Raw genomic sequence first — 24,821 nt, forward strand, 5'->3', positions numbered from 1 at the left:
TGAGACTATGACCGATCCCGATCTCGCTGTCATTGTTCTCGCCGCAGGACAAGGCACCCGCATGAAGTCCGCAACGCCGAAGGTTCTGCACATGCTCGCCGGTGTGCCGCTCATCGGTCACGTGCTCGCCACCGCCGGTGAGCTCGCTCCCGCCTTCGTGGTCGCCGTCGTTCGTCACGACCGCGACCGGGTCGCCGCCTCCATCACCGAGCTGCTTCCCGAGGCGATCATCGTCGACCAGGACGAGATCCCGGGCACCGGCCGGGCCGTCGAGGTTGCCCTTGCGGCGCTTCCCGCCGGATTCACCGGCGACGTTGTCGTGGTCAGCGGTGACGTGCCACTGCTCAATGCGGCCACCATCCAGAGCCTGATCGCCGCCCACCGCGAACGCGAGGCCGCGGCCACGATCCTCTCCGCACACGTCGACGACGCCACCGGCTACGGCCGCATCGTGCGCACCGGCGCCGGGGACCTCGACCGCATCGTCGAGCAGAAGGATGCCGCCGATTCCGAGCTGGCGATCACCGAGATCAACTCGGGCACCTATGTCTTCGGCATCGCCGAGCTCCGCGCACAGCTCGGCTACATCAACACCAACAACGCGTCGGGCGAGAAGTACCTCACCGACGTCGTCGAACTCCTCCGCACCTCGGGCGCCACCGTGCGGGCCGTGCCGGTCAGCGAGAGCTGGATCGTCAACGGGGTCAACGACCGCGTGCAGCTTGCCGAGTCCGCGAGGCGCCTCAACTCAATGATCGTGCGCGGATGGCAGCTGGCCGGCGTGACGGTTCTTGACCCCGACACCACCTGGATCGACCTGCAGGCAACCATCGGTGAGGACGTCGAAATCCTTCCCGGTACCTCGATCACCGGCCCCACGATCATTCAGCGGGGCGCCAAGATCGGCCCCGACACCAGCCTGGACACCTGCGAGATCGGTGAGGGTGCGACGGTGCGGAGAACGGATGCCACGCTCGCAGTCATCGGCGCAGGCGCATCCGTCGGTCCCTTCGCTTATTTGCGGGCGGGAACCTACCTCGGCGACAACGGAAAAATCGGCACGTTCGTCGAGACGAAGAACTCGCGCATCGGTAATGGCAGCAAGGTGCCGCACCTCAGCTACATCGGCGACACCACCGTGGGCGTCGAGTCCAATGTGGGAGCGGGCACGATCACCGCCAACTACGACGGCGTGAACAAGTCGGCAACAGTGATCGGTTCTCATGTTCGTAGCGGGTCGCACAACGTGTTCGTCGCCCCCGTTAGAATTGGTGACGGAGCCTACACAGGTGCCGGAACCGTAGTCCGTAAGGACGTTCCAGCGGGTGCACTGGCCATCAACGTGGCTCCGCAGCGCAACATGACCGGCTGGGTTGAAACCAACCGCGCGGGAACGGCGGCGGCGAAAGCCGCGGCGGAATCCGCCGGGGAAACCGACTAGCAAGTTCGTCGGACATCACAGACTGAAGCAACAGCGTCGGTTCACCGGCAGGAAGCGGGACACGTGTCCGAGATCAAAGTCACCGGACAAAAACGACTCGTGATCGTGTCGGGTCGCGCTCATCCGCAGCTCGCCATCGACATCGCCGCGCACCTCGAGACGGACGTGGTGCACACGGACGCCCGCACCTTCGCCAACGGAGAGATCTACGCGCGCTACGACGAGAGCGTGCGTGGCGCCGACGTGTTTGTGATTCAGTCCCACACCTACCCGATCAACGAGTGGCTCATGGAGCAGCTGATCATGGTGGACGCCCTCAAGCGCGCCTCCGTGAAGCGCATCACCGTCGTTGCCCCGTTCTACCCGTACGCCCGCCAGGACAAGAAGGGTCGCGGCCGCGAGCCGATCAGCGCCCGCCTGGTCGCGGACCTCTATAAGGCCGCCGGCGCCGACCGCATCATGAGCGTCGACCTCCACGCCGCGCAGATCCAGGGCTTCTTCGACGGCCCCGTCGATCACCTCTTTGCGATGCCCGTTCTGCTCGAGCACTTCCAGCAGCTCGACAACTCCACCCTCACCGTCGTCTCCCCGGATATGGGCCGCGTTCGCGTCGCCGACATCTGGAGCGACAAGTTGGATGCCCCGCTGGCGATCATCCACAAGAGGCGCGACCCGCTCGTGCCCAACCAGGTCTCCGTTCACGAGATCGTCGGCCAGGTCAATGGCCGAGTGTGCCTCATCGTCGATGACCTCATCGACACCGGTCGCACCATCGTGAAGGCCGCGCAGGCGCTCAAGGATGCCGGCGCCACCAAGGTCATCGTCGCGGCGACCCACGCGGTGTTCTCCGACCCCGCCACCGAGCTGCTGCAGAGCGACTTCATCGACTCCGTCGTCGTCACCGATACCCTGCCGATCCCCGAGGAGAAGCGCTTCCCGTCGCTCGTCGTGCTCCCGATCGCGCCGCTCATCGCCCGCGCGATATACGAGGTCTTCGACGACGGTTCCGTCACCTCGATGTTCGACGGAGCCGCGTAACCACTGCGGCATTCCCGCGTCGTACCTCGGCGCGGCACTGACACCGGGCTGCACTTCGGCGCGAGGTCTCTCGCACGGCGCTCTGCCGCGGCGCAGGGTCATCCGCCCCGCGCTCGGGAGGTCTAGGTATCCTGGCCGCCGGTCGGGATTTTCGGCGTGCCGGGAATCAGCCCAATGGATGCCACGTGGCGGTCGCCCCCGAACGCGCCAACCGTGTAGCACTCCCAGCCGACACCTCCGGCACCAAAGATTTCGAAGCGGGCCTGTGACCCCGGCGCATCGGGAGCGGAGTATCGCACCCAGATCGCGCAGCTGGCCTGGGCCGTCGAGCTGGACACGCTGACCGTGGTGACGATGCCGGGCAGAACCAGCCCGACGAGTCCGACGATCACGATCACCCGGAGAACAACGAGCTGCCGTCGACTGCGCAGCGGGCGTTCCCCGTGCGGTTCGTACCCGGCGAGTTCGGGCTCTTCGTCGTAAACACTCATGGCCAGTCCAGTGTCGCACGGACCCCCGTCGCAGCGGTGGGTGATCTCTGTGCGACGTCCCAGATCTCAGCCGGCCGCGGGCGCCCGTGCAAGCGGCGGGAGTTGTTCCCGGGCGGCGGGCGTCCTCCCGGGTGGCGGGAGTCGTCCCCGGGTGGCGGGAGTTAACGCAGGCTTTGGCGAGAGAACGCAGCAAGCGGCGGGAGTCGTAACTTCCGCCGCTTGTCGTGATCTTCCGCCGGGTCCGGGCGCGAAGCCCGGGTGGCGCGAGTGGTGCCTCGTACTAGTGCGAGCTACCTGCCGACTCGATCTCGGTGCGGTCGCCGCTCCACAGCGTGTGGAAGGTGCCCTCGGCGTCGATGCGCTTGTAGGTGTGCGCTCCGAAGAAGTCGCGCTGGCCCTGCGTGAGCGCGGCCGGCAGGCGGTCGGCGCGCAGGCTGTCGTAGTACGCGAGCGAGGAGGCAAACACCGGTGCCGGGATTCCCGCGTGGGCGGCGTCGGCGACAACGTTGCGCCACGAGTCCTGCGCCTTGGCGACAACATCGGTGAAGAACGGCGCGGTGACGAGGGAAACGAGTCCCGGGTCCTCGGCGTACGCCTCGGTGATGCGGTTCAGGAAGCGTGCGCGGATGATGCAGCCACCGCGCCAGATCTTGGCGATCTCGCCCTTCTTGATGTCCCAGTTGTACTGCTCCGCGCCCGCGACGATCGCGTCGAAGCCCTGCGAGTAAGCGATGACCTTCGAGGCGTAGAGCGCGAGGCGCACACCCTCGATGAAGCCGTCGACGTCCTCGACGGGGTTGGCCGTCGGGCCGGGGAGGTTGGCAGCGGCCGCGCGCTGGGCGGGCTTGGATGACACGGAGCGGGCGAATACCGCCTCCGCGATGCCCGACACGGGGATGCCGAGGTCGAGCGAGGTCTGCACGGTCCAGACGCCGGTTCCCTTGGATCCGGCCTGGTCGACGATGACGTCGACGAGGGGCTTGCCGGTCTTCGCGTCGACCTGGCGCAGCACCTCTGCGGTGATCTCGATGAGGTAGCTCTCGAGCTCGCCCTTGTTCCACTCGGTGAAGATGTCGGCGATCTCTGCCGGCGTCTTGCCGGTGCCGCGACGGATGAGGTCGTAGGCCTCACCGATGAGCTGCATGTCGGCGTACTCGATGCCGTTGTGGATCATCTTGACGAAGTGGCCGGCGCCATCGGTGCCGACGTGGGTGACGCAGGGCTCGCCGTCAACGACCGCGGCGATGGACTTGAGGATCGGACCGAGGGTCTCCCACGCCTCGGCGGAACCGCCGGGCATGATCGAGGGGCCGAGCAGCGCGCCCTCTTCGCCACCGGAGATGCCGGCGCCGACGAAGTTGATGCCTGTCTCGCGCACAGCCTTCTCGCGGCGGATGGTGTCGGTGAACAGCGCGTTGCCACCGTCGACGATGATGTCGCCCGGTTCGAAGACCTTGACGAGCTCGTCGATGACGGCGTCGGTGCCCTTGCCCGCCTGGACCATGATGATTGCGGCACGCGGCTTGCTCAGCGAGGCAGCGAACTCTTCGTAGGTGTGAGCCGGAACGAACTCGGCCTCGGGGTGTTCGTCGAGGACGGTCTGCGTCTTCTCGTACGAACGGTTGAAGATCGCGACGGTGTTGCCCTCGCGGCTGGCGAGGTTACGGGCCAGGTTCGAGCCCATCACCGCCATCCCGACGACGCCGATGTTTGCTTGTGCCTGCGGTGAATCCGCCATGAATCCGTCTCCTGACGCTTACTGATTGAGCTACCGAACCAACGGCCGCAAAAAGGGCAGACGGCTGGATGTCGGGAGCGCCGAAGCCGCTGGAGTACTCCTAAAACTACCAAGAAGCACACGCCCAAAACCGGTCGACCGAACTGTTTACGCTGTGCGCGATAAGGTCACAGGGCTACGACGAAACAGGGGTAACGATCGATGAACACACAACTTCGCTTGGTAATCGCGAGCCCGCTGAGCGAGGAATTGTGCCGATTCATCGAACAGCGTGAGCCCCGCGTCGAGGTGGTGCGGGACCACAGCCTGCTGCCGACCCAGATGTACGGCGGCGACCACCACGGCGATCCGTCGTTCACCCGCACCCCCGCACAGGACGCCCGCCTGCACGAGCTGATGAACTCCGCCGATGCCCTCTATGGCCTGCCGGCGGAGTCGTCGTTCGCCCTCGCCGACGTGGTCGCCAGCAATCCCGGGCTGCGCTGGGTGCACACGACCGCCGCCGGCGGCGGCGCCCAGGTCAAGGCTGCTCACCTCCCCGCAGACGCCCTCGAGCGCATTGCCTTCACCCAGTCCGGTGGTGTGCACGCCGAGCCCCTCGCCGAGTTCGCCCTCTTCGGACTGCTCGCGGGCCTCAAGGACCTGCCCCGGCTCGAGGCGGCCAAGGCCCGCGGCGAGTGGATCCCGCGCTGGAACATGGGCATCATGGCCGATCAGACTGTCGTGGTCGTCGGTCTCGGCGGCATCGGGCGGGCCGTCGCGCGCAAGTTCTCGCTGTTGGGCGCTCGCGTCATCGGCGTGCACCGCCGGCAGGTGGACGCCCCGGGGGTCGAGCGGATCGTGGGAGTCGAGGAGCTGGCGGATGTCGCGGGGTCGGCCGATGCCATCGTGCTGGCGTTGCCCGGGACATCCGCTACGGAAAAAATGCTCAGTCGTGACGTTCTGGCGCGCGTGAAGCCGGGCATCATCGTCGTCAATGTCGGCCGCGGCAACACCGTCGACGAGGACGCGCTGATCGAGGCGCTGGGGGACGGACGGGTCGGATTTGCCGCGCTGGATGTGGTGGCGGTCGAGCCGCTGGCGGGTGACAGCCCGCTGTGGACGTTGCCGAACGTGCTGATCAGTCCGCACACGAGTGCGCTGCACCCGGGGGAGGACCGCCTGATCTCCGAAATCGTTGCCGAGAACGCCACCCGGCTGATCGAGGGGCGACCCCTGATCAATCGGGTCAACACCGTGGAGTTCTACTAGCGCCAGTGCGCTAGACTCACACACTGGCCTGAAAGCGTTTTGCGCGTATTTGGGCCGCCAGAACTTCGGCGAGGGAATCGCACACCGGACGTCACAGTCCAGCGGTTCCGTGATCGACGCGGTGGAGCAGGCTTCGGTCTTCCTCACGCTGACATGCGTTCGAGTTGAGACGTTCTTTACAGAACACATACGAAACGGGCCTGCCGGTCCGGCAATTGGAGAAAATCATGGCTGACAACAACAACCTCGCGGCTGAGCTGCGCACGTCCTTCGGCAAGGGAGCGGCTCGCAAGATTCGCGCCGCCGGCAAGATCCCCGCCGTCATCTACGGCCACGGCACCACCCCGCAGCACGTGACCCTCCCGGGTCACGAGGTTGCCCTCATCATCCGTAAGTCCAACCAGATCCTCGAGCTCGACATCGCTGGCAAGACCCAGCTCGCGCTCGTCAAGGATGTGCAGAAGGACCCGGTACGCGCGATCATCGAGCACCTCGACCTCATCGTTGTCCGCAAGGGCGAGAAGGTCACGGTTGACATCTCCGTGCGCATCGAGGGCGAGCCGGTCGTCGGTACCGTCGCCAACCAGGAGAACAACACGGTCTCCATCGAGGCCGAGGCGACTCACATCCCCGAGTTTCTCGTTGTCAACATCGAAGGCGCCGCCGATGGCACGCAGATCTTCGCCAAGGACATCGAGCTGCCGTCCGGTTCGACGCTCATCAGCGAAGAGGACCTCCTCATCGTCAACGTCGTCACCCCGGGTGAGGCCGACCTCGGTGAGGACTCCGAGGCAGCTCCCGCCGCTGACGCCGCTCCCGCTGCAGAGTAATTAGCTTTTTCCGTTCGAAACCGCCGGTGGACTCTAACCAGTGGCTCGTAGTCGGGCTCGGTAACCCCGGGCCCGGCTACGCCGGGAATCGTCACAACGTGGGCCAGATGGTGCTCGCGGAACTCGCCGACCGTGTGTCGTCGTCGTTCAAGTCCCACCGCACCAACTCATCGATCGCCGAGGGACGCACTGGCATCGAGGGTCCGCGGCTGATTCTGGCCAAGCCGTCGACGTTCATGAACGTCTCCGGTGGCCCGGTCGCCGGCCTCATGAACTACTACAAGATCGACCCCTCGCATCTGATCGTGGTGCACGACGAGCTCGACATCCCCTTCGACAGCCTCCGTCTCAAGTTCGGTGGCGGTCACGGCGGTCACAACGGCGTGCGCGACATCATCGCCGCGCTCGGCACCGGCGACTTCACCCGCGTGCGCGTCGGCGTTGGCCGTCCGCCCGGACGACAGCCCGCCGCCGACTATGTGCTCAAGGACTTCTCGGGCGAGGAGCGCAAGGTTCTGCCCAACCTGCTCTCCGACGCCGCCGACGCGATCGAACAGATCGCGCGTGAGGGACTCAGCGCGGCGCAACTGCGGTGGCACACCAGTACCACAGAGAAGTAATACCGGCATTTACAGGTTTTCTGCACGCTCCGTCACCTAACGTAGGAGAATGCGTGTTCTTCTGGCCGGGTCAACCGGCACTGTCGGTACCCATGTGGTGCGACGTCTTCGCGACGCCGGACACGAGGTGCTCGGCATCACGCGTCGCGCCGGATCACTCGCGGGCACCGGTGCGCAGGAGATTGTGGCGGATGTCTCGGACCGCCGCGCATTCCTTGAGGCCCTCGACGGTCTCACCGCCGATGCCGTCATCGATGAGATCGGGGCAGCCGTCTCCTTCCCGTCCGGTTATGCGGGCATGCGCACCCTCAACCGCCAGCGCGCGGAAGGCACCAGCACCCTCATCGCTGCCGCCCGCCGACTCGGCGCCAAGAAGTTCGTCGCGGCATCGCCGTTCTACGGCTATGGCTTCAGCGATCACGGCGACGAGAAGGTCACCGAGTCCGCACCCTTCGGAGAACCCGACGGTACTGCCAACGATGAAGTTCTGCTCGGAGTCATCCGCCATGAACAGCAGGTGCGCGCCTTCGGCGGCATCACCCTGCGGTACGGCCTCATCTACGCACCCGGAGCCACCAGCATCCCGCCGATTCCGCGGCGCTGGGTGGGCAGCTTGCCGATCGTTCACGCCGATGACGCCGCCGCTGCCGCCGTGCTCGCCGTGGAGAGCCACTGGCGCGGACAGTCGTACAACATCGCCGACGACAGCGACGCCTCCTGGCGCGACCTGCAGACGGCGCAGGCACTCTTCGACGGATTCCGTCCGCCGCTCGAGCTGCCCAACGGATTCCTGCGGTCGCTCGCACCGTTCGGCTCGCAGATCATCGTGTCGACGTCGTTGCGGATGTCGACCGACAAGGCGCGCAACGATCTGGGCTGGACCCCCGGATACCCGTGCCTTCCCGCCGGTCTCCCCTCAGCGAACACGCGGGCGGATGTCGGAGTAGCCGCCTAGACTTTGGCAAGTGATACTCGAAGGTTTAATTCAGGGGGTTTCGCGCGCCCACAGCTTCGGGCTCGCCCTCGAAAACTCCGGCCGTAGCGCCGACTTCTCTCTCGTCGATGGCCTCCGCGCCCCTCTGATGGCAGCTCTCCTCGAGCGTCGCGGCGGACCGCAGGCATTGCTCGCGGTGACCGCTACCGGGCGGGAATCCGAGGCGCTGCGCGGGGCGCTGTCCGCCGTCCTCCCGACCGCAACGGTGATCGACTTCCCCGCCTGGGAGACGCTCCCGCACGAACGGTTGAGCCCCAGCGCCGAGACCGTCGGCCGCCGCATCGACGCCCTGCGTCGCGTGAAGGCCTGGGAGGCAGAGCCATCCGGTCATCTCATTCTCGTCGCCAGCGTGAGGGCCGCGCTGCAGCCGCTGGCGGACAACCTCACGAGCCTCGAGCCGCTCGTGCTCACCGCCGGTGGCCGCGGCTACGACCTGAGCGCCATTGGGCGCCAGCTCGTCGATCTCGCGTACACGCGCGTCGACATGGTGACCCGTCGCGGAGAGTTCGCCGTGCGCGGTGGCATCCTCGACGTCTTCTCGCCCATCGACGAGCACCCGGTGCGCGCCGAGTTCTTCGGGGACGAGGTGGAGCAGCTGCGCTACTTCTCCGTCGCCGACCAGCGCAGCCTGCCCGAGGTCGTCGCCGAGGCGGAACTGCCCGCCAGCCGCGAGATGCTGTTGAGCGAACCCGTGCGCCAGCGTGCGCGCGAGATGCAGCACGAGTTCCCCAGCCTGTCCACGATGCTCGCCAAGATCGCCGAGGGCATCCCCGTCGACGGCATGGAGTCGCTCGCTCCCGCGCTCGTGCACAATCTCGTTCCGCTCACCCACTACCTGCCCGCGAACGCGGCGATCGCCATCCTCGCGCCGGAGAAGGTCGCGACCCGCGCCGTCAGCCTCGTGGAGACCAACCGCGAGTTCCTCAGCGCCGCGTGGAACGCCGCCGTTGCCGGCGCCGAGGCTCCCATCGACCTGGACTCGGGTGACTTCCTCACCCTCGGGGGGCTGCGCGAGGCGGCCGGCACGCGCGCCTGGTGGACCCTCAGCCAGTTCAACGCCGGAATTGCGCCGGTGGATGACGCGACCGCCGCCCGGCAGACGCTCGAGTCCATCGTCAGCGATGACAATTACCTCCGGGTGGGCGCGATCGCCGTGCCCAGCTTCTCGGGGCAGGCCACCGGGGCACTCGAGCACGTGCGCGACCTCACACAGGACGGGTGGAGCGTCGCCGTTGTCGCCCAGGGCGCGGGTCTCGTGGAACGCGCCGCCGACGTCCTTGGTGAGATCGAGGTTGCCGCACGCATCGTCGACACCTTCCCGCTCGATCCCGAGCCGGGCATCGTCTACCTGCTGAAGGCGTCGGTCGAGGCCGGCTTCGAACTGCCCGAGATCAAGCTGGCGCTGCTCAGTGAGGGCGAGTTCTACGGCCGCACGGCCGGCTACGACAGCCGCCAGGTCAAGAAGCTCGCGGTGCGGCGCAAGAACGTCGTCGACCCGCTGCAGCTGAAGACCGGCGACTTCGTGGTGCACCAGACCCACGGCATCGGCAAGTTCCTCGAGCTGACGCAGCGCGAGGTCTCCAGCGGTGGCCGCAATGCCGTCAAGACCCAGCGCGAGTTCCTGCTCATCGAGTACGCCCCCAACAAGCGCGGCATGCCCGGTGACAAGCTCTACGTCCCGACCGACCAGCTCGACCTGCTCACCCGGTACGTCGGGGGAGAGGCCCCGGGGCTGAGCAAGATGGGCGGCTCCGACTGGGCCGGCGCCAAGAACAAGGCCCGCAAGGCCGTCCGTGACATCGCCGTCGAGCTCGTCAAGCTCTACTCCGCACGCATGGCGTCCCGAGGTTTCGCGTTCTCCCCGGATACCCCGTGGCAGCGTGAGCTGGAGGAGGCCTTCCCCTTCGCGGAGACCCCCGACCAGCTGACCACCATCGACGAGGTCAAGGCCGACATGGAGCGGCCCATCCCGATGGACCGCCTCATTAGCGGTGACGTCGGTTACGGCAAGACCGAGATCGCCATCCGCGCAGCCTTCAAGGCCGTGCAGGACGGCAAGCAGGTCGCCATGATCGTTCCGACGACGCTTCTCGTCCGCCAGCACATGGAGACGTTCACCGAACGGTTTGCCGGATTCCCCGTGCACCTGCGTGCCCTCAGCCGGTTCCAGACGGAGAAGGAATCGAAGGAGACGATGGACGGGCTGGAGCAGGGAACCGTTGACGTCGTCATCGGAACTCACCGCCTGCTCGGGTCATCCATCAAATTCAAGGATCTTGGACTCGTCATCATCGACGAGGAGCAGCGTTTCGGCGTCGAGCACAAGGACGCGCTGAAGAAGCTGAAGACCAACGTGGACATCCTGGCGATGTCGGCGACGCCGATTCCGCGCACGCTCGAGATGGCGGTCACCGGTATTCGCGAGATGTCGACGCTGGCGACGCCGCCGGAGGACCGTCACCCGATCCTGTCGTTCGTGGGGCCGTACTCCGACAAGCAGGTGAGCGCCGCCATCCGGCGTGAGCTGCTGCGCGAGGGCCAGGTCTTCTACGTGCACAACCGCGTCTCGTCGATCAACCGGATCGCGACACAGCTCGCCGAGCTGGTGCCCGAGGCACGCATCGCCGTCGCCCACGGACAGCTGCCGGAGCACGTGCTCGAACAGGTAATGGTCGACTTCTGGGAGCGCAAGTTCGATGTGCTCGTCTCGACGACCATCATCGAGACCGGATTGGATGTCGCGAACGCGAACACGCTCATCATCGACCGTGCCGACAAGTACGGACTGTCGCAGCTCCACCAGCTGCGTGGCCGCGTGGGGCGTGGGCGCGAGCGGGCGTACGCGTACTTCCTGTACGACGAGCTCAAGCCGCTGAGCGAGACCGCCCACGACAGGCTCGGCACCATCGCTGCCAACAACGACCTCGGGTCGGGCATGCAGATCGCGCTGAAGGACCTCGAGATTCGTGGTGCGGGTAACCTGCTGGGCGGCGAGCAGTCGGGTCACATCGCGGGCGTTGGATTTGACCTTTACCTGCGGATGATCGGTGAAGCGGTGTCCACCTTCCGCGGAGACGTCGCCGAGGGTCAGACCGAACTGCGCCTGGAGCTGCCGGTCGACGCGCACATCCCCGAAGACTATGTGGAGAGCGAGCGTCTGCGTCTGGAGGCGTATCAGAAGCTGTCGACGGCCAGTGCGCCCGCGGCATCCGACGATCAACTGACCTCGGTTCTGGAAGAGCTCACCGATCGCTACGGGGAACCGCCCGAGCAGGTCACGACGCTGATCGCGGTATCGCGGCTGCGGCGTGCTGCACAGAAGGCAGGGCTCAGCGAGCTCGTCGCCATGGGCGGCAAGTTGCGGATCGCGCCGGCAGATCTGCCGGACTCGATTCAGGTGCGGTTGCAGCGGATGTACCCGGGATCGAAGTACTTCGCGGCTCCCCGCGTGGTCAACGTCACCATGCCGGCGGAGATGGGCGATGCCGAGCTGATCGAGTGGGCAACGAAGTTGCTCGGGGCAATCTTCCCGGAGCCCGTGGTGGTCGCGCCCAGCGCGTAAGCCCGTCGGCGTCGCGGTAGTGTGGCGTCGCGTCCCCGGTGCCGCAAGCCCCTCGCGCGGGAGCGGCTGCGGTGCGACCGTAGGCACATGAGTGGTCCGGGCAGGGCATCACGGCAGATTCGCGCGGCAATGGTCGTCGCGGCTGTCGGAGTGCTGGGCGCCATCGGACTCGTGGGCTACTTCGCTGCGCGATTAACCGCGGCGGATCAGCAGCCCGGATCGGTGTCCCTGGTGACGCTCGTGGTGTGGCTTGCGGTGCTGGTGAGTTCTGCGGTGCTGTTGATGGCGAGCCTGAGCGTCTACCGCAGCCTGCGGCGCGCACGGGCGGGCGGCCATGGAGCTGCATCATCCACGACCGCCCGCCGCAGGAATTACTGAGCCGCGTAGCCGCCGTCAACCAGGTGGTAGCTGCCGCTGATGAACGACGCTCCATCGCTGGCGAGGAACGCGACGAGCGCCGCAACTTCCTCGGGCTGGCCGAGACGGCCGAGGGCGTGCTTGGCGGCGAGTGCCGACTGCGCCTCGTCGCTGAGGTTGGCGTCGACCAGGGGCGTGTGGATGAAGCCGGGGCCGACCGCGTTCGTGCGGACGTTCTGGGCGCCGTACTCGAGTGCTGCGTTCTTGGTGAGACCGACCAGGCCGTGCTTGGCGGTGACGTACGCCGATGACATGGGGATGCCGACGCTGCCGAGAACCGACGCCATGTTGATGATGGATCCGCCGCCGTTGGCGGCCATGGCGGGAAGCTGGGCCTGGAGGCCGTAGAAGACGGCGTTGAGGTTGATCTCGATGACCTTGCGCCAGCTGTCGAGCGAGTAGTCGCCGATGGTCTTGGCTTCTCCGCCGATGCCAGCGTTGTTGACCGCGATCTTCAGGGGAGCAAGCTTGTTGGCGGCCTCGACGAGGGCAACGGAGACCTCGGGGTCGGATACGTCACCGGCGAAGGCCGTGGCGGTTCCGCCAGCTGCGACGATCTGGTCGACCACGAGCTGCGCGGCTTCCAGCTTCAGGTCGGCGACCACAACGGATGCTCCGCTGGCGGCGAGTTCGAGGGCGATTGCCTTACCGATGCCGGAGGCGGCACCCGTCACAATTGCGGATCGGTTGGCGACGTCGTACTGGGCCATGGGAGATTTTCCTTCTATTCGACTGTTGGTCCGTCACCTGGTGGGTGCCGGTCACCCCCGGTGGGCACGTCGTCGATAAGGAAGGCCTGCCCCTCACGGGGACATCTAATTGAACTCATCTGTACCTGAAGATATTCCGTGAATGCCCTGATTCGGCACATCGGTATCCTCATATGTGGTGAGCGTGCAGGATGTCCTGCGCGCTGAGGCGCACCTCCATCTTGGTACCGTCGCCGCCCCACGGAAAGTGAGCTGATGTCTTCGAGCCCGATTTCCGCGAGTCCCTACGAGGTGCTCGGGGTCTCACCCACCGTGGAGACGGATGAGCTCCGCCGCGCCTACCGGCGCATGCTCCGGGAGACCCACCCCGACACCGGCGGGGTCGCCGTCGACTTCCACGCCGTGCAATGGGCGTGGGAAAAGATCGGCACGCCGGGCGATCGCGCCGCGTATGACCGCGGTGCAGGGTCATCCCGATCCTCGGCTTCCGGTCAGGAGCAGCAGCAGACCGACTGGGCACCCTCGGAGGGCTACAACGCCCGGGGAACGCGGCCCTCCTCGACGATCTACGGCGACGCGGGTGGCTGGTACCGCGAGCGCTACCTGCAACTGCTGCGGGAGTGGAGGGGCACGTCCATCGCCAAGCCGTACGACCCCCAGCTGGTGCGGTCGGCGCCGGCGCAGATCCGCGCGGTGCTCGCGACAGCGATCGCGGTCGAGGCATCCGCACAGGCGCTGGACTCCCTCGGAATCGGTTACACAATCTGGCACGGCATCGCCACGACGACCGCAGCGCCCGGGCTTCCCGACGAGACCCTCGACCACATCGTTCTCGGCGCCAGTGGCCTCTTCGCGCTCGCGTCGCGCGACTGGGGCGGAACTGTGCGCACGCGCAAGGGCGAGCTCATCGGAGCCGTGCTCGCGGAGGAGGAACGCCCGGTGCACCGGCTATCGGTGCAGGCGCGGTTCGTGGCCAAGGCGTGCAGCGTCGCATTCACCGCCCTCGTGATCGTGATACCGGATGGCTCGAGTGCGGAGTCGCTCGAGGTGCTCGGCAGCATACGGGGAACTCCGACGCTCCTGGTGTGGCGGTCGCGGCTGCCGCACCTCATGCGGACGGGACTCGGCACCCTGCCGTTCCGGGGCGGGGCAGAGGTCTTCGACATCCGCACCCGGCTGCGCGCGGGCATCCGCTTCGCCTGACGCCCGGGAGTGCTTTCTCCACAGGTAGCGGCGGTCGCGCAGATTCCACAGATCGGTGCATCCGGTCCCACGGCGCTGCGGCGATTTCTAGGCTCGCTGCATGACAACGATGATGAAGCCGCATCGGAGCACTGCGGAGAAATACCTCCTTGGCGGCGAGAACGCCCGCGATATTCTCGCCACTCTCCGGTCGTTCCCGCTGTCCGTCAGCGGTGCCCGCGAGATTCTCGTGCACAACACGGCAACCGGCGCGGCCGCGGCGGCCCTCCAGCGCGCCTATGAACACGTGGAGATGCAGCTCCTCGCCGACGAGGACAAGTGTGAGCGTCGCGCGTCGCACAGCACCATGGACGAGTACGAATATCGGGACTGGGTGCTGCGCAACGTGGGGCTGAGGGCACGGCGATGCCTCGGTGAACTCGATCTGATCGACGCGATCTGGATCCGCCGGTCGACCGCCCGGAGTCGCGAAGTATTTGCCCCGATCACGGCCGGCGCGTACGGCACGAGCTGCTGCTGCTAGGCCCGCAGGGCCAGCGCAAACGGCAGTACAGAGGAGGCTCCCGCGCGGCGCAGCAGGCGGGCGGCGACGGTGATCGTCCAGCGGCTGTCGGCGAGGTCATCAACGAGCAGCACCGGACCCGACAGGGACCGCAGGTCTTCGCTCAGCTGCGGTCCGACCGCAAAGCCGTCCCAGACGCTCGCGAGTCGGTAGGCGCTGTTTCCGCCGGGCTCGCCGACGGGTCCCGCCCCGGAGAGGTCAAGGGCTCCGAGGTACGGCAGGCGCCCCGCGGTGGAGAGGCCCCGCGCGATGGAGTCGACGAGAAGCGGATGCCTCCTGGACGGCATCGCGATGACGGCGACGGGCCGTTCCTCCCACTTCCATTCCGCCAGTACCCGCACGCAGGCGTTGAGCAGCGCGGGGCTCGCGGCGGCGTCGGTCGCGGACGGAGCAAAGATGTCGCGGAGGGTGTTGCCCCAGCCGAGGTCGGTGAGTCGCGCGAGCGCACGGCCCTCGGTCATGCGGTCATCGAGCGGAATCTTTCCCTTGGCCTGCACGCCGAGACGGTCGGCGCCGGTGGGCCACTGCGCCCGCGGCTCGAGCGCGACACCCACGCGATCCAGCGACGAGCTCGCCGTCGCGGTCGCGTCATCCCGAACATCGACCGGGTACCAGACGCCCGCACAGTTGTCGCAGCGTCCGCAGGGCGTGGCCGATTCGTCGTCGAGGGTGCGCTGCAGAAACTCCATGCGGCAGCCGGAGGTCTTCTCGTAGTCGATCATGTGCTGCTGTTCGGCGACGCGTTCGGCCGCGATGCGCTCGTACCGTTCGCGGTCGTAGTTCCATGGCTGACCGGTCGACACCCACCCACCCTGCACGCGCTGCACAACGCCATCGACATCGAGCACCTTGAGCAAGAGCTCGAGCGGGGTCCGCCGGATGTCGACGCGGGACTCCAGCGCGGGAGTCGATAGCGGACCCTCGGTGGCGTTCAGAGCATCGAGCACCGCGTTCGCCCGCGTCTCGCTGGGCATCGACGACGTGGCGAAGTACTGCCAGATTGCTTCGTCTTCACTGCCGGGCAGGAGCAGCACATCGGCGTTGTCGGTGGCGCGCCCGGCACGACCGACCTGCTGGTAGTAGGCGACGGGTGATGACGGAGCGCCGAGGTGGAGAACGAAGCCGAGGTCGGGCTTGTCGAAGCCCATTCCCAGCGCGCTCGTGGCGATGAGCGCCTTCACACCGTTGGCCTTGAGCAGGTTCTCCGACTCTTCGCGTTCGGTCGTATCGGTTTGGCCGGTGTAGGCGCGAACATTGTGGCCTGCCTGTCGGAGCAACCGGGCGGTGTCTTCAGCGGCGGACACGGTGAGGGTGTAGATGATGCCACTGCCCGGCAGTTCGTCGAGGTGGCTGAGCAGCCAGCCGAGGCGCGTGCGGGCATCGGGGAGTCGCAGCACCCCGAGGCGCAGCGATGCGCGAGCGAGCGGTCCACGGATCGTGACGACGTCGGTGGCCGCGCCGGAAATGGCGCCGCCGTTGAGCTGCTCGGCGACGTCCTGCACCACCCGACTGTTCGCCGTTGCGGTCGTGGCGAGAACCGGGACGCCCTCGGGCATCTGACCGATCAGATCGCGCAGGCGCCGGTAGTCCGGTCGGAAGTCGTGGCCCCAGTCGGAGATGCAGTGGGCCTCGTCGACCACGAGCATGCCAATGCGACCCAGCAGCGCGGGCAACTGGTTCTCGCGGAATGCCGGGTTGTTCAGGCGCTCGGGGGAGACCAGCAAGACGTCCACCTCGTCGGCGGCGAGCTGGCGCTGCACGTCGCCCCACTCGTGGGCGTTGGTCGAGTTGATGGCGACCGCGCGCACACCGGCCCGAGCAGCGGCAGCGATCTGGTCGCGCATCAGGGCGAGCAGCGGCGAGACGAGAATCGTGGGGCCCGCGCCGCGCTGCCGCAGCAACAGGGTGGCGACGAAATACACGGCAGACTTTCCCCACCCGGTGCGTTGTACCACCAGTGCCCGCCGACGATCGTCGACGAGGGTCTCAATCGCTTCGAACTGGCCGTCGTGGAAATCCGCATCGTCCCGCCCGACGAGGGTTCGCAGGACGGCAACGGCGGATTCGCGGGTCTCGGTCATCCGACCAGCTTGACAGGTACCCCCGACGCGGGCTGGGTGTGCGCACAGGGCGCCGTGTCGTTTGCTAGTCGCGAATCCGGTACACCCGCGTGACCACCAGGGGAATCAGCACGAGCGATCGCAGGTCGAACAGCGCGTGGATAGCGATCGCCAGAATGATCGATCCGCTGAGCAGGTAGATGGCGCAAAATACGAGACCGAGGACGGTGGATGACACGACCCCGACCCATCCCTGATAGATGTGCAGTAGCCCGAACAGCACGGTCGCCCCAACAAACGCCACGATGCCGTTGCCGAGGATCCCGAAAATCAAGGCTGGCAGCGCGAGGCGGAACAACAGCTCTTCCACCAGGCCGGCGTTAATGGCGAGACCCGCGCCGTATTTCAGTTCGCCGCGCGTGCGGGGCAGCAGGGCTCCCACATCGCCGACCGTCGGGATCTCCTCCTCGTGGCCGCGGAGCAGGAGGATGGGCAGCACGAGACCGATGGCCAGCGCGACGCCGACGCCCAGGGTGATACCCGCGCCGAGGTCGGTGGTGACGAGTCCGACGGCCCACGCGACCGGCGGTGATTCGCGGGCGCTCGCCAGTGCCTTTGGCACGAATTGCCAGGACGCCAGCAGAACGACGGCCGAGAGGCCGCCGAACATAAAGAAGGATTCCCGCAACCATTTGCGGTAAATCTTCTGGCGGGCCACCGTCGAGGTCAGCCGCTTGAACTGCCCGTACTCCTTGCGCTCGCGCGTGACGGCGCGCATGACGAGCATGGCGATGATGACCAGGAGGAGGGAAACGAGCGCGAGCTGCACCGTGCCATTGTCCCTGTCGCACCTTCGCGTTATCCACAGGCGCACGGCCCCGCGGGTTTTCCACCGATCCCGCGGCGGGCTCCCCGCGGCTGTGACGGCGGAAAAAACTGGGCTACATGACGCACGTAATGAAGGCGGCCACGGCCGCGGATTTTCTCGCAATGGTGCCGCATCTGCTGGGATTCACCCCGAGAAACAGCCTCGTCGTGGTGTTGTTCGACGGCAAACGCAACTCCGCCATGATGCGGTACGACCTGCCTCCCACCCCGACTCCCGAACTCGCGCGGGTAATCGGACCGCTCATGGTGGGCACGTTGTCGAGGTTTCCCCGCGGACAGGACGTGGCGATCGCGGTGTACACGGACAAGGGCTTCGGGCACCGCACTGCCGTGCCATATTCGCCGGTGGTGCGCGCGCTCCTGCGGCAGGTCAGAAACGCCGGGTTCGGCATCCGGGACGCGCTCTGCTCCGCAGCGGACGGCTACGGGTCGTATCTGGATCCTCATCTGCCGACGGGCGGAAGATCGCTGGCCGACATCGCCTCATCGACAGTGGCCGACGAGGTGCCCGAGGGCGACCGTGCAGAAAACGGGGACGGGAGGGATGCCCCGATCCGGGAAGCGCCCGCGTTCGTCAAACAGATGACGACCCGAGCGATGCAGGAGTTTTATGACGAGCAGGATTATCAGGCAAGCAGGAATCTCCCGGTCTGGGCGGCAGACGAGCTGGAATGCCTCTCCGACATGCCCCTGTTCGTCGAACAAGCCCTCCAATGGGACGATCGGCAATACGACAGGTTCGAGCTTCCGCTCTTGTGGATCCTGCAATCGCCGCCGGTGCGGGACTTCGCGATGCTGCAGTGGGCGTCCAACCTCGACATGGGTGACCGCATCTTTCGTCAGGTCGTGCTGGACAAGAAGGGCCCCTCGCGCATCGATGCAGACATCGGCGCGATGATGCTTGGGGGCGGCCCGGGTCCCGATCAGAACAGGATCCACGCGGCAATCGCCTTGCTGGTGAAGCTGGTCGGCGTGGCAGAGGACCAACACCGGCCGGCACCCCTGGTGATGCTGGCATGGCTCAATTGGGCGATTGGTCGGGGATCCCGGGCGGGGGCCTACCTGGACCTCGCCCTCGGCATCGATCCGGGCTACGGCATGGCCCGGCTGTTGAACACGGTGGTGTCCAACGGCATGCCCCCGGAGTGGGCCTTTGAGGAGTGACGCTCCCGCCCGGTCTCGCGGCCCGCCGCGGCGGGCCGCGAGCATACCCGGGTCGCGCGCGGGGAATTCCCGACCTCATCCCCTGATTGAATGGATGAGGCGAATTGCCCGGATAGCGAAGAGGTGTGCCCTGAGTACTTTGGATGTCGGCTTCCGATCCGAACGTGGCCCGATTCTGATTTCGTTGATGCTCTCGACCGGTCTGGTCGCCATCGATTCGACGATTCTGGCGACGGCGGTGCCGTCCATCGTGAAGGACCTCGGAGACTTCGCCCTCTTTCCCTGGTTGTTCTCGATCTACCTCCTCGCGCAGGCGGTATCCGTACCGGTCTACGCGAAGCTGTCGGACACCATCGGACGCAAGCCGATCATCCTCATCGGAATCGGTCTCTTCCTGCTGGGCTCAGTTCTGTGCGGGTTCGCCTGGAGCATGCCCGCACTGATCGCATTCCGCGTGGTGCAGGGACTGGGGGCTGGGGCGGTGCAGCCCATGGCCATCACCATCGCAGGCGACATCTACACCGTGGCCGAGCGCGCCAAGACACAGGGCTACCTCGCCAGCGTGTGGGCAATCTCCTCGGTGGTGGGCCCCACCCTCGGTGGCGTGTTCTCCGAGTTCACGACGTGGCGCTGGATCTTCTTCGTCAACGTACCGTTGTGCATTCTGGCGGGCTGGATGCTCCTGCGGTCCTTCCACGAGAAGATCGAGAAGACCCGCCACAAGGTCGACTATCTCGGGGCGGTGCTGCTCACGCTTGCGCTGTGCCTGCTCATCCTCGCCGTGCTCGAGGGCGGACACTCGTGGGCATGGAACGCGCCGCAGAGCATCGGTGCCTTCGTGATCGGTGGGCTGTTGCTCGTCGCGTTCGTGTTCGCCGAACGGCGTGCTGCCGAGCCGATCCTTCCGCTGTGGGTGTTCTCGCGCCGGTTGCTGCTCACCACCTCGCTGATCTCGCTGGGTGTCGGCGCCATGCTCCTGGGCCTCACGTCGTACGTGCCGACCTATCTCGAGGGTGCGCTGCAGGTGTCCCCGATCGTCGCGGGGCTCGCGCTCGCCGTGTTGACGATCGGCTGGCCGATCTCCGCGTCGCAGTCAGGGCGGCTGTACCTGCGGTTCGGCTTCCGCACCACGGTGCTCATCGGAATGGCGGCGGTGGTCATCGGGGCGATCATTCTCGCCAGCTTCGCGCACACACCGTCGCTCGCCGTTGTCGCCATCAGCTGCTTCATCATGGGCCTCGGCATGGGCTTGGTCGCCACCCCGAGTCTCATCGGGGCGCAGTCCAGCGTGGAGTGGAACGAGCGCGGCGTGGTCACCGGCACCAACCTGTTCGCCCGCTCGATCGGAAGCTCGGTAGGAGTCGCGATCTTCGGCGCCGTCGCCAACGCGATCTTCGCCTCGCACGGCGGGGACACGACAGACCCGACCACGATCGAAGCCGCGTCCGCGAGCGTGTTCTTCGCCGTGCTCATCGTCGCGGTCGCCACGGTTGCGGCAGCACTCGCGATGCCGCGACGGACGGTGCTGGCGACTCGCCCGTAGGCTGACAGCATGACCGAGACGCAGTATCCCAAGCTCGAAGAACTGATCGCCGTCCTCGCCCGCCTGCGCGCGCCCGGCGGATGCGCCTGGGATATCGAGCAGACGCACGAGTCGCTCGTGCAGTACCTCGTCGAGGAGACCTACGAACTGGTCGAGGCGATCGAGGGCGGCAGCCGCGAGGAGATGATCGAGGAGCTCGGCGACGTGCTCTACCAGGTGATCTTCCACTCCGACATTGCCGCGCACACCCCCGGTGAGGAGTTCACCATCGAGGACGTCGCCGCCAACATGACGGCCAAAATGGTCGGACGCCACCCGCACGTGTTCGGCGACACGACCGCGGACACCGCCGCCGAGGTCACTGCCCGGTGGGATGCGCTCAAGGCCATCGAGAAGCCAGGCCGCACGAGTGTGCTCGACGGGATTCCGCAGGGCATGCCGTCGCTCGCCCTCGCCGGAAAGGTGCTGGGCAAGGCCGAAAAGCTCGGGATGATTGACGCGGATGCCCCGGGCGCGATCCCCCTCGGAAGCGAAGACGAGCTCGGGGCGCTGTTGCTCGCGATCGTGTCATCCGCTCGCTCCACCGGTCTCGATGCCGAACGGGCGCTGCGCAGCACCCTCCGCGACCTGCAGTCGGAGATTCGCGACACCGAGCGCGACCTGCTCTCCGGGGACTCGGCTGACGCCGGCATCCTCAACCGCCCGTAGGAGAACGAGCGAACGAGCGAACAAACGAACGAACCGCCGAACTGCGCGGTTACTCCCGCCGATGGGCTTATCGGCGGGCGGGGCAGTCCGGCGGCAGCTTTCGGTCAGGCGATCCGGCTGCCCTTGGTGAGGCGACCGGCCGGCGTGCGCAGCCGAGCCCACGCGCCAACGAGCGCGGCGGCCGCCAGCACCAGGTGAATGAGGATGCCCACGAACCAGCCGGGGGTCGTCGAGTCGATCAGTGCGCGCGGTGCGGGGTCCTGCCCGGAGGTCAGCGGGGAGGGCGTTGCCACGCACTCATTGGTCACGGGGTGGGTGTTGACCGGCAGCTGTGACATGCGCTCGCCGTACTTAATCGAGCCGAACAGGTCGGTCGGGTTGCCGTTCCGGTCGTAGTGCGTCGGCACCGCATCGGCGAGCAACACGTAGGGGTTCGCAACGAGCACGCCCCAGAACCTGTCGAACTGCGGCTGGTTCTCGGTGTAGACGGACGGCTCCTCGCACTTTCCTGTCGAGTTGCCCGCGTCGTCGTAGATCATGTAGCTGTCGGTGTGGGTGACCTCGACCTGGGAGGCGAGCGCGCCGAGCCCGAAGGTGATGAGCGTGCCGACCGACAGCGCTGCCACCACGAGGTAGGTCAGCACGATCGAAAACAGCCCGCGGTTGATGATTCCCGACAGCCCGACACCGATGGCGGCGACCACTCCGAGCTCGAAGGCGAGCACGAGAATCGACACGACGATGGTGTCGAAGGCCAGCCCACCGGCGAGCGTCGCGTAGAGCAGGAACGGCACCGAGGCCGCCAGGAACGCGAGCGCGATCGTCCACGCCGCCAGGAACTTGCCGATGATGATCTGCCACGTGGAGACGAGGGTGATCTGCGTGGTCGCGAGGGTCCCGGCATCCCGATCCCCATTGATCGAGTTTCCGCTCAGCGCCGGAGCGACCAGTGTGCCGAGCAGCAGCACGAAGTAGATGATCGTCGAGAAGATCTGGGCGCCCGCGTTCTGGTTGCCGTCGACGTCCGAGACGGCGCTCAGGGTGAGGCTGAGCAGCACGGTAACGATCGCGATGAGCACAACGAACACGCCCAGCAGGATGTACCAGGCGAGACCCCGCACACGCTGGCGCATTTCGAGTGCGAAGATCACGCCGACGCCGGAGAAGAACTGGCTCACGGGGTATCCGCCTTACTGAGGTCGAGGAAGGTGTGTTCTAGCTCGCCGACGGCCGGCGCGAACGTGCTGATGGGGACTCCGGATGCCACGAGCCGGGCCAGCAGGGAGGACGCAGCATCCTCGCCCTCCACCGGAACAAGCAACTCATTCCGGTCCGCGGTGATGTTCGCGGCGGGAATGCCCGCGGCGACCAGCGCTTCGGCGAGCGCGGGACCGTTGGGCGACTTGATCCGCCACGATCGCATCGTGGTCTTCGTCAGGGCGATGCTCTCCGCGGATGCCGTCACGCCGTTGTTCAGGTACACGGCCGTGTCGGCCATCTCGTCGAGTTCGGCCAGCACGTGGCTCGAAATCAGCACCGTCTTGCCCTCGGCAGCGACCCTCCGCACGAGCTGGCGCAGCTCGATGCGCGCAACAGGGTCGAGTCCGGACGCCGGTTCGTCCAGCAGCAACACCGCCGGGTCGTGCACGAGGGCCCGCGCCATGCTGAGCTTCTGCTTCTGTCCCCGCGAGAGAACGCGCGTTGGCCGGTCGGCCAGCGGCTCCAACCCGATGAGCGTGATGAGAGCGGATGCCCGTGCCGCCGCAGCCTGCTTGTCCATGCGGTACATCCGGCCGGTCAGCTCGAGCGTTGTGCGCACGGTCAGGGCCGACCACGACCCCAGGACGTCGGGCATCCAGCCGAGCTGCGCTCGCACCTGGGCCGTCTCGGTGATCGGGTCAAAGCCGGCGATGCGGATGGTCCCGGCATCCGGCCGCAGCAGGGAGGCGAGCATCAGCATGAGCGTCGTCTTGCCGGAGCCGTTCGGCCCGATGAGAGCCGTAACGGTGCCGGGAGCGGCGTTCAGGCTGGCATTCCGCACGGCGTGCACGTCACCGAACGACCGCGCGACACCGTCGACGACGATGCCCCCGACCAGTGTCTGAGAAGTGTTCATGTCAGCAGGTTAGTAACAAAGTGCGTCGCAGCGAGTCACTCTTGCGGATGATTCGTTGAACGGGAGGTGTACGGACGGCGGATGATGCGGCGGAGGGAGTGCCGCGGGTGCGCGAGAATTGGCGCATGGCTTCTCCCGTCAACCCTCCGCGCGGAATGCGCGACTTCCTTCCCTCTGACAAGTCCCGACGCGAGCGTGTGCTCGGAGTCATCCGCCGCACCTACCGCTCCCACGGCTTTGACGAGATCGAGACTCCCGTGATGGAGGACAGCTCCCGCCTGCACGCCGGCCTCGGCGGTGACAACGAGAAGCTCGCCTTCGGCGTGCTCAAGCGCGGCCTCACCCCCGAGGACTTCGCCGGCGCGAAGGACGCCCTCGACCTCGCCGACCTCGGCCTGCGCTTCGACCTCACGGTGCCGCTCGCCCGGTTCTATGCCTCGCACCGCGCGGAACTGCCCACGGTTTTCCGCGCCATCCAGATCGCGCCGGTCTGGCGAGCGGAGCGCCCGCAGAAGGGGCGCTACCGCCAGTTCGTGCAGTGCGACATCGACATCATCGGTGAGGCAGGCCCCCTCGCGGAGGTCGAGCTGCTCGTCGCCACCGCGGCGACCCTCGACTCACTCGGACTCGTCGGCTGCACCATCCGCGTGAACGACCGCCGCCTGCTGATCGGCATGCTCGAGGTCTTCGGCTTCGCTCCCGCCGAATACGAGCAGGTGCTCATCACGATCGACAAGCTCGACAAGGTGGGGGAGTCCGGCGTCGTCGCCGAGCTGCGTGAGCGCGGAACCACCCCCGCCGCGATCGATGCCCTCGAGGGCTACTTTGCCCGCCCGGCCCCGGATGCCCCGCTGCCGTTCGGCGCCGAATCCATCGCCGCGGCCCTCCCCGCCGGAGTCGACCCGGTCGTGATCGCGGAGCTTGCTTCCATCGGTGCAGCCGTCGACGCCGCGCGCCGTGCCGAGGGGGCGGATGACGCGGACTCCCTCATCACGTTCGACCCCTTCCTCGTGCGTGGCATGGGCTACTACACGGGCCCGATCTTCGAGGTCGCCCACCCGTCGCTCGGCTACTCCCTCGGCGGGGGTGGCCGCTACGACGGCATGATCGGACGCTTCCTCGGCAGCGAGGTGCCGGCCACCGGCTTTTCGCTCGGCTTCGAGCGCCTCGTCGACCTGGTCGAACTGGAGGAGGATGCGGAAGCGGATGCCGCTGCGCTGCTGTATGACGCCGGCGTCGCGCCCGAGGCGCTCGCCGCCCTCAAGACCGCCCTCATCGCGCGAGGCACACGGGTGCGCCTCGCCCGCCGCGCCAAGAACACCAAGGTACAGCTCGACGGACTGCTGGCCGAGGGCTTCACACGCTACGCCGTGGTGACCGGCGCTGTCACCTCGGTGGACGATCTCGAGATGCGGTCACTCACGGCGTAACCCGTGTCGCGGTCCCGTGCGCTGTTCGCTGGGAGCGTGATGTCAATCCCGCCCC

The 24,821-nt window shown here is 66.9% G+C and carries 21 protein-coding genes; 14 read left to right on the forward strand and 7 right to left on the reverse strand.

Going from position 1 to position 24,821, the window contains the following annotated elements; all coding sequences use genetic code 11:
- Positions 1-7 precede the first annotated feature (7 nt).
- Together glmU and HB677_RS00560 are read left to right on the forward strand one after the other, a co-directional pair.
- On the forward strand, positions 8-1,441 hold the full coding sequence (gene glmU / locus HB677_RS00555; RefSeq protein ID WP_213813710.1) for a bifunctional UDP-N-acetylglucosamine diphosphorylase/glucosamine-1-phosphate N-acetyltransferase GlmU: 1,434 nt from the start codon (positions 8-10) through the stop codon (positions 1,439-1,441).
- Positions 1,442-1,504: 63 nt separating this feature from the next.
- Positions 1,505-2,479: a ribose-phosphate diphosphokinase gene (locus tag HB677_RS00560; RefSeq protein WP_213813711.1), complete on the forward strand. Its 975-nt coding sequence runs from the start codon at positions 1,505-1,507 to the stop codon at positions 2,477-2,479.
- A 122-nt stretch (positions 2,480-2,601) separates the two neighbouring features.
- Here HB677_RS00560 and HB677_RS00565 read toward each other — a convergent pair whose 3' ends face one another.
- The gene (locus tag HB677_RS00565; protein ID WP_213813712.1) at positions 2,602-2,970 is read right to left on the reverse strand and encodes a hypothetical protein; all 369 of its coding nucleotides are present in this window, start codon (positions 2,968-2,970) and stop codon (positions 2,602-2,604) included.
- A 280-nt stretch (positions 2,971-3,250) separates the two neighbouring features.
- Positions 3,251-4,708 (reverse strand): NADP-dependent phosphogluconate dehydrogenase, encoded by a 1,458-nt coding sequence (gene gndA / locus HB677_RS00570; protein ID WP_213813713.1) that lies wholly within the window; start codon positions 4,706-4,708, stop codon positions 3,251-3,253.
- A gap of 201 nt (positions 4,709-4,909) precedes the next feature.
- On the opposite strand from gndA, the gene HB677_RS00575 reads away from it, so the two are divergent.
- The 6 genes from HB677_RS00575 (at position 4,910) to HB677_RS00600 (ending at position 12,343) form a co-directional block, all read left to right on the forward strand.
- Entirely contained in the window at positions 4,910-5,959 is a 1,050-nt protein-coding gene (locus HB677_RS00575; RefSeq protein ID WP_213813714.1) for a D-2-hydroxyacid dehydrogenase, read from the forward strand.
- 227 nt (positions 5,960-6,186) lie between these two features.
- Positions 6,187-6,789 carry a 50S ribosomal protein L25/general stress protein Ctc gene (locus HB677_RS00580; RefSeq protein ID WP_213813715.1) on the forward strand — a complete coding sequence of 201 codons (603 nt, stop codon included), beginning with the start codon at positions 6,187-6,189 and terminating at the stop codon, positions 6,787-6,789.
- 26 nt (positions 6,790-6,815) lie between these two features.
- The gene (gene pth, locus HB677_RS00585; protein WP_213813716.1) at positions 6,816-7,409 is read left to right on the forward strand and encodes an aminoacyl-tRNA hydrolase; all 594 of its coding nucleotides are present in this window, start codon (positions 6,816-6,818) and stop codon (positions 7,407-7,409) included.
- 49 nt (positions 7,410-7,458) lie between these two features.
- Positions 7,459-8,364, forward strand: a complete 906-nt coding sequence (locus tag HB677_RS00590) for an NAD(P)-dependent oxidoreductase (protein ID WP_213813717.1) — start codon at positions 7,459-7,461, stop codon at positions 8,362-8,364.
- A 10-nt stretch (positions 8,365-8,374) separates the two neighbouring features.
- Entirely contained in the window at positions 8,375-11,965 is a 3,591-nt protein-coding gene (mfd, locus tag HB677_RS00595) for a transcription-repair coupling factor (RefSeq protein ID WP_213813718.1), read from the forward strand.
- Positions 11,966-12,052: 87 nt separating this feature from the next.
- A complete protein-coding gene (locus HB677_RS00600; protein WP_213813719.1) occupies positions 12,053-12,343 on the forward strand; it encodes a hypothetical protein in 291 nt (96 codons plus the stop codon).
- On the opposite strand, the gene HB677_RS00605 is transcribed toward HB677_RS00600, so the two are convergent.
- The gene (locus tag HB677_RS00605) at positions 12,337-13,092 is read right to left on the reverse strand and encodes an SDR family NAD(P)-dependent oxidoreductase (RefSeq protein ID WP_213813720.1); all 756 of its coding nucleotides are present in this window, start codon (positions 13,090-13,092) and stop codon (positions 12,337-12,339) included. The two genes, HB677_RS00600 and HB677_RS00605, sit on opposite strands and share 7 nt — an antisense overlap.
- Positions 13,093-13,347: 255 nt before the next feature.
- On the opposite strand from HB677_RS00605, the gene HB677_RS00610 reads away from it, so the two are divergent.
- Positions 13,348-14,295: a J domain-containing protein gene (locus HB677_RS00610; RefSeq protein ID WP_213813721.1), complete on the forward strand. Its 948-nt coding sequence runs from the start codon at positions 13,348-13,350 to the stop codon at positions 14,293-14,295.
- Positions 14,296-14,395: 100 nt separating this feature from the next.
- Positions 14,396-14,818 carry a hypothetical protein gene (locus tag HB677_RS00615; protein WP_213813722.1) on the forward strand — a complete coding sequence of 141 codons (423 nt, stop codon included), beginning with the start codon at positions 14,396-14,398 and terminating at the stop codon, positions 14,816-14,818.
- Here HB677_RS00615 and HB677_RS00620 read toward each other — a convergent pair.
- Entirely contained in the window at positions 14,815-16,938 is a 2,124-nt protein-coding gene (locus HB677_RS00620) for a RecQ family ATP-dependent DNA helicase (RefSeq protein ID WP_213813723.1), read from the reverse strand. The genes HB677_RS00615 and HB677_RS00620 overlap by 4 nt on opposite strands.
- Positions 16,939-17,002: 64 nt before the next feature.
- Entirely contained in the window at positions 17,003-17,746 is a 744-nt protein-coding gene (locus HB677_RS00625; RefSeq protein ID WP_213813724.1) for a CPBP family intramembrane glutamic endopeptidase, read from the reverse strand.
- A gap of 116 nt (positions 17,747-17,862) precedes the next feature.
- On the opposite strand from HB677_RS00625, the gene HB677_RS00630 reads away from it, so the two are divergent.
- The 3 genes from HB677_RS00630 to HB677_RS00640 all read left to right on the forward strand — a co-directional run bounded on the left by HB677_RS00630 (position 17,863) and on the right by HB677_RS00640 (position 21,220).
- Positions 17,863-18,969, forward strand: a complete 1,107-nt coding sequence (locus tag HB677_RS00630; RefSeq protein ID WP_213813725.1) for a DUF4192 domain-containing protein — start codon at positions 17,863-17,865, stop codon at positions 18,967-18,969.
- A 187-nt stretch (positions 18,970-19,156) separates the two neighbouring features.
- Positions 19,157-20,512 carry an MDR family MFS transporter gene (locus tag HB677_RS00635; RefSeq protein ID WP_255546005.1) on the forward strand — a complete coding sequence of 452 codons (1,356 nt, stop codon included), beginning with the start codon at positions 19,157-19,159 and terminating at the stop codon, positions 20,510-20,512.
- A gap of 9 nt (positions 20,513-20,521) precedes the next feature.
- A complete protein-coding gene (locus HB677_RS00640; protein ID WP_213813727.1) occupies positions 20,522-21,220 on the forward strand; it encodes a MazG family protein in 699 nt (232 codons plus the stop codon).
- A 104-nt stretch (positions 21,221-21,324) separates the two neighbouring features.
- Here the strand turns inward: HB677_RS00640 and HB677_RS00645 are convergent, their stop codons facing one another.
- Both HB677_RS00645 and HB677_RS00650 read right to left on the reverse strand, forming a co-directional pair.
- Positions 21,325-22,398 (reverse strand): ABC transporter permease subunit, encoded by a 1,074-nt coding sequence (locus HB677_RS00645; RefSeq protein ID WP_307852413.1) that lies wholly within the window; start codon positions 22,396-22,398, stop codon positions 21,325-21,327.
- Positions 22,395-23,336, reverse strand: a complete 942-nt coding sequence (locus HB677_RS00650; RefSeq protein WP_213813728.1) for an ABC transporter ATP-binding protein — start codon at positions 23,334-23,336, stop codon at positions 22,395-22,397. The genes HB677_RS00645 and HB677_RS00650 overlap by 4 nt, the downstream gene beginning before the upstream one ends.
- 125 nt (positions 23,337-23,461) lie before the next feature.
- Here HB677_RS00650 and hisS point away from each other — a divergent pair, with 125 nt between their 5' ends.
- Complete coding sequence (gene hisS / locus HB677_RS00655) at positions 23,462-24,766, forward strand: histidine--tRNA ligase (RefSeq protein ID WP_213813729.1); 1,305 nt, start codon at positions 23,462-23,464, stop codon at positions 24,764-24,766.
- Positions 24,767-24,821 lie beyond the last annotated feature (55 nt).

Source organism: Glaciihabitans sp. dw_435, assembly GCF_018449675.1.
Taxonomy (GTDB): Bacteria; Actinomycetota; Actinomycetes; order Actinomycetales; family Microbacteriaceae; genus Glaciihabitans.

Coding starts and splice junctions, on each gene's coding strand:
- glmU (WP_213813710.1), top strand. CDS start 8: ATGACCGATCCCGATCTCGCTGTCATTGTTCTCGCCGCAGGACAAGGC.
- HB677_RS00565 (WP_213813712.1), bottom strand. CDS start 2,970: ATGAGTGTTTACGACGAAGAGCCCGAACTCGCCGGGTACGAACCGCAC.
- gndA (WP_213813713.1), bottom strand. CDS start 4,708: ATGGCGGATTCACCGCAGGCACAAGCAAACATCGGCGTCGTCGGGATG.
- HB677_RS00575 (WP_213813714.1), top strand. CDS start 4,910: ATGAACACACAACTTCGCTTGGTAATCGCGAGCCCGCTGAGCGAGGAA.
- HB677_RS00580 (WP_213813715.1), top strand. CDS start 6,187: ATGGCTGACAACAACAACCTCGCGGCTGAGCTGCGCACGTCCTTCGGC.
- HB677_RS00590 (WP_213813717.1), top strand. CDS start 7,459: ATGCGTGTTCTTCTGGCCGGGTCAACCGGCACTGTCGGTACCCATGTG.
- HB677_RS00600 (WP_213813719.1), top strand. CDS start 12,053: ATGAGTGGTCCGGGCAGGGCATCACGGCAGATTCGCGCGGCAATGGTC.
- HB677_RS00605 (WP_213813720.1), bottom strand. CDS start 13,092: ATGGCCCAGTACGACGTCGCCAACCGATCCGCAATTGTGACGGGTGCC.
- HB677_RS00610 (WP_213813721.1), top strand. CDS start 13,348: ATGTCTTCGAGCCCGATTTCCGCGAGTCCCTACGAGGTGCTCGGGGTC.
- HB677_RS00615 (WP_213813722.1), top strand. CDS start 14,396: ATGACAACGATGATGAAGCCGCATCGGAGCACTGCGGAGAAATACCTC.
- HB677_RS00620 (WP_213813723.1), bottom strand. CDS start 16,938: ATGACCGAGACCCGCGAATCCGCCGTTGCCGTCCTGCGAACCCTCGTC.
- HB677_RS00630 (WP_213813725.1), top strand. CDS start 17,863: ATGACGCACGTAATGAAGGCGGCCACGGCCGCGGATTTTCTCGCAATG.
- HB677_RS00635 (WP_255546005.1), top strand. CDS start 19,157: ATGCTCTCGACCGGTCTGGTCGCCATCGATTCGACGATTCTGGCGACG.
- HB677_RS00640 (WP_213813727.1), top strand. CDS start 20,522: ATGACCGAGACGCAGTATCCCAAGCTCGAAGAACTGATCGCCGTCCTC.
- HB677_RS00650 (WP_213813728.1), bottom strand. CDS start 23,336: ATGAACACTTCTCAGACACTGGTCGGGGGCATCGTCGTCGACGGTGTC.
- hisS (WP_213813729.1), top strand. CDS start 23,462: ATGGCTTCTCCCGTCAACCCTCCGCGCGGAATGCGCGACTTCCTTCCC.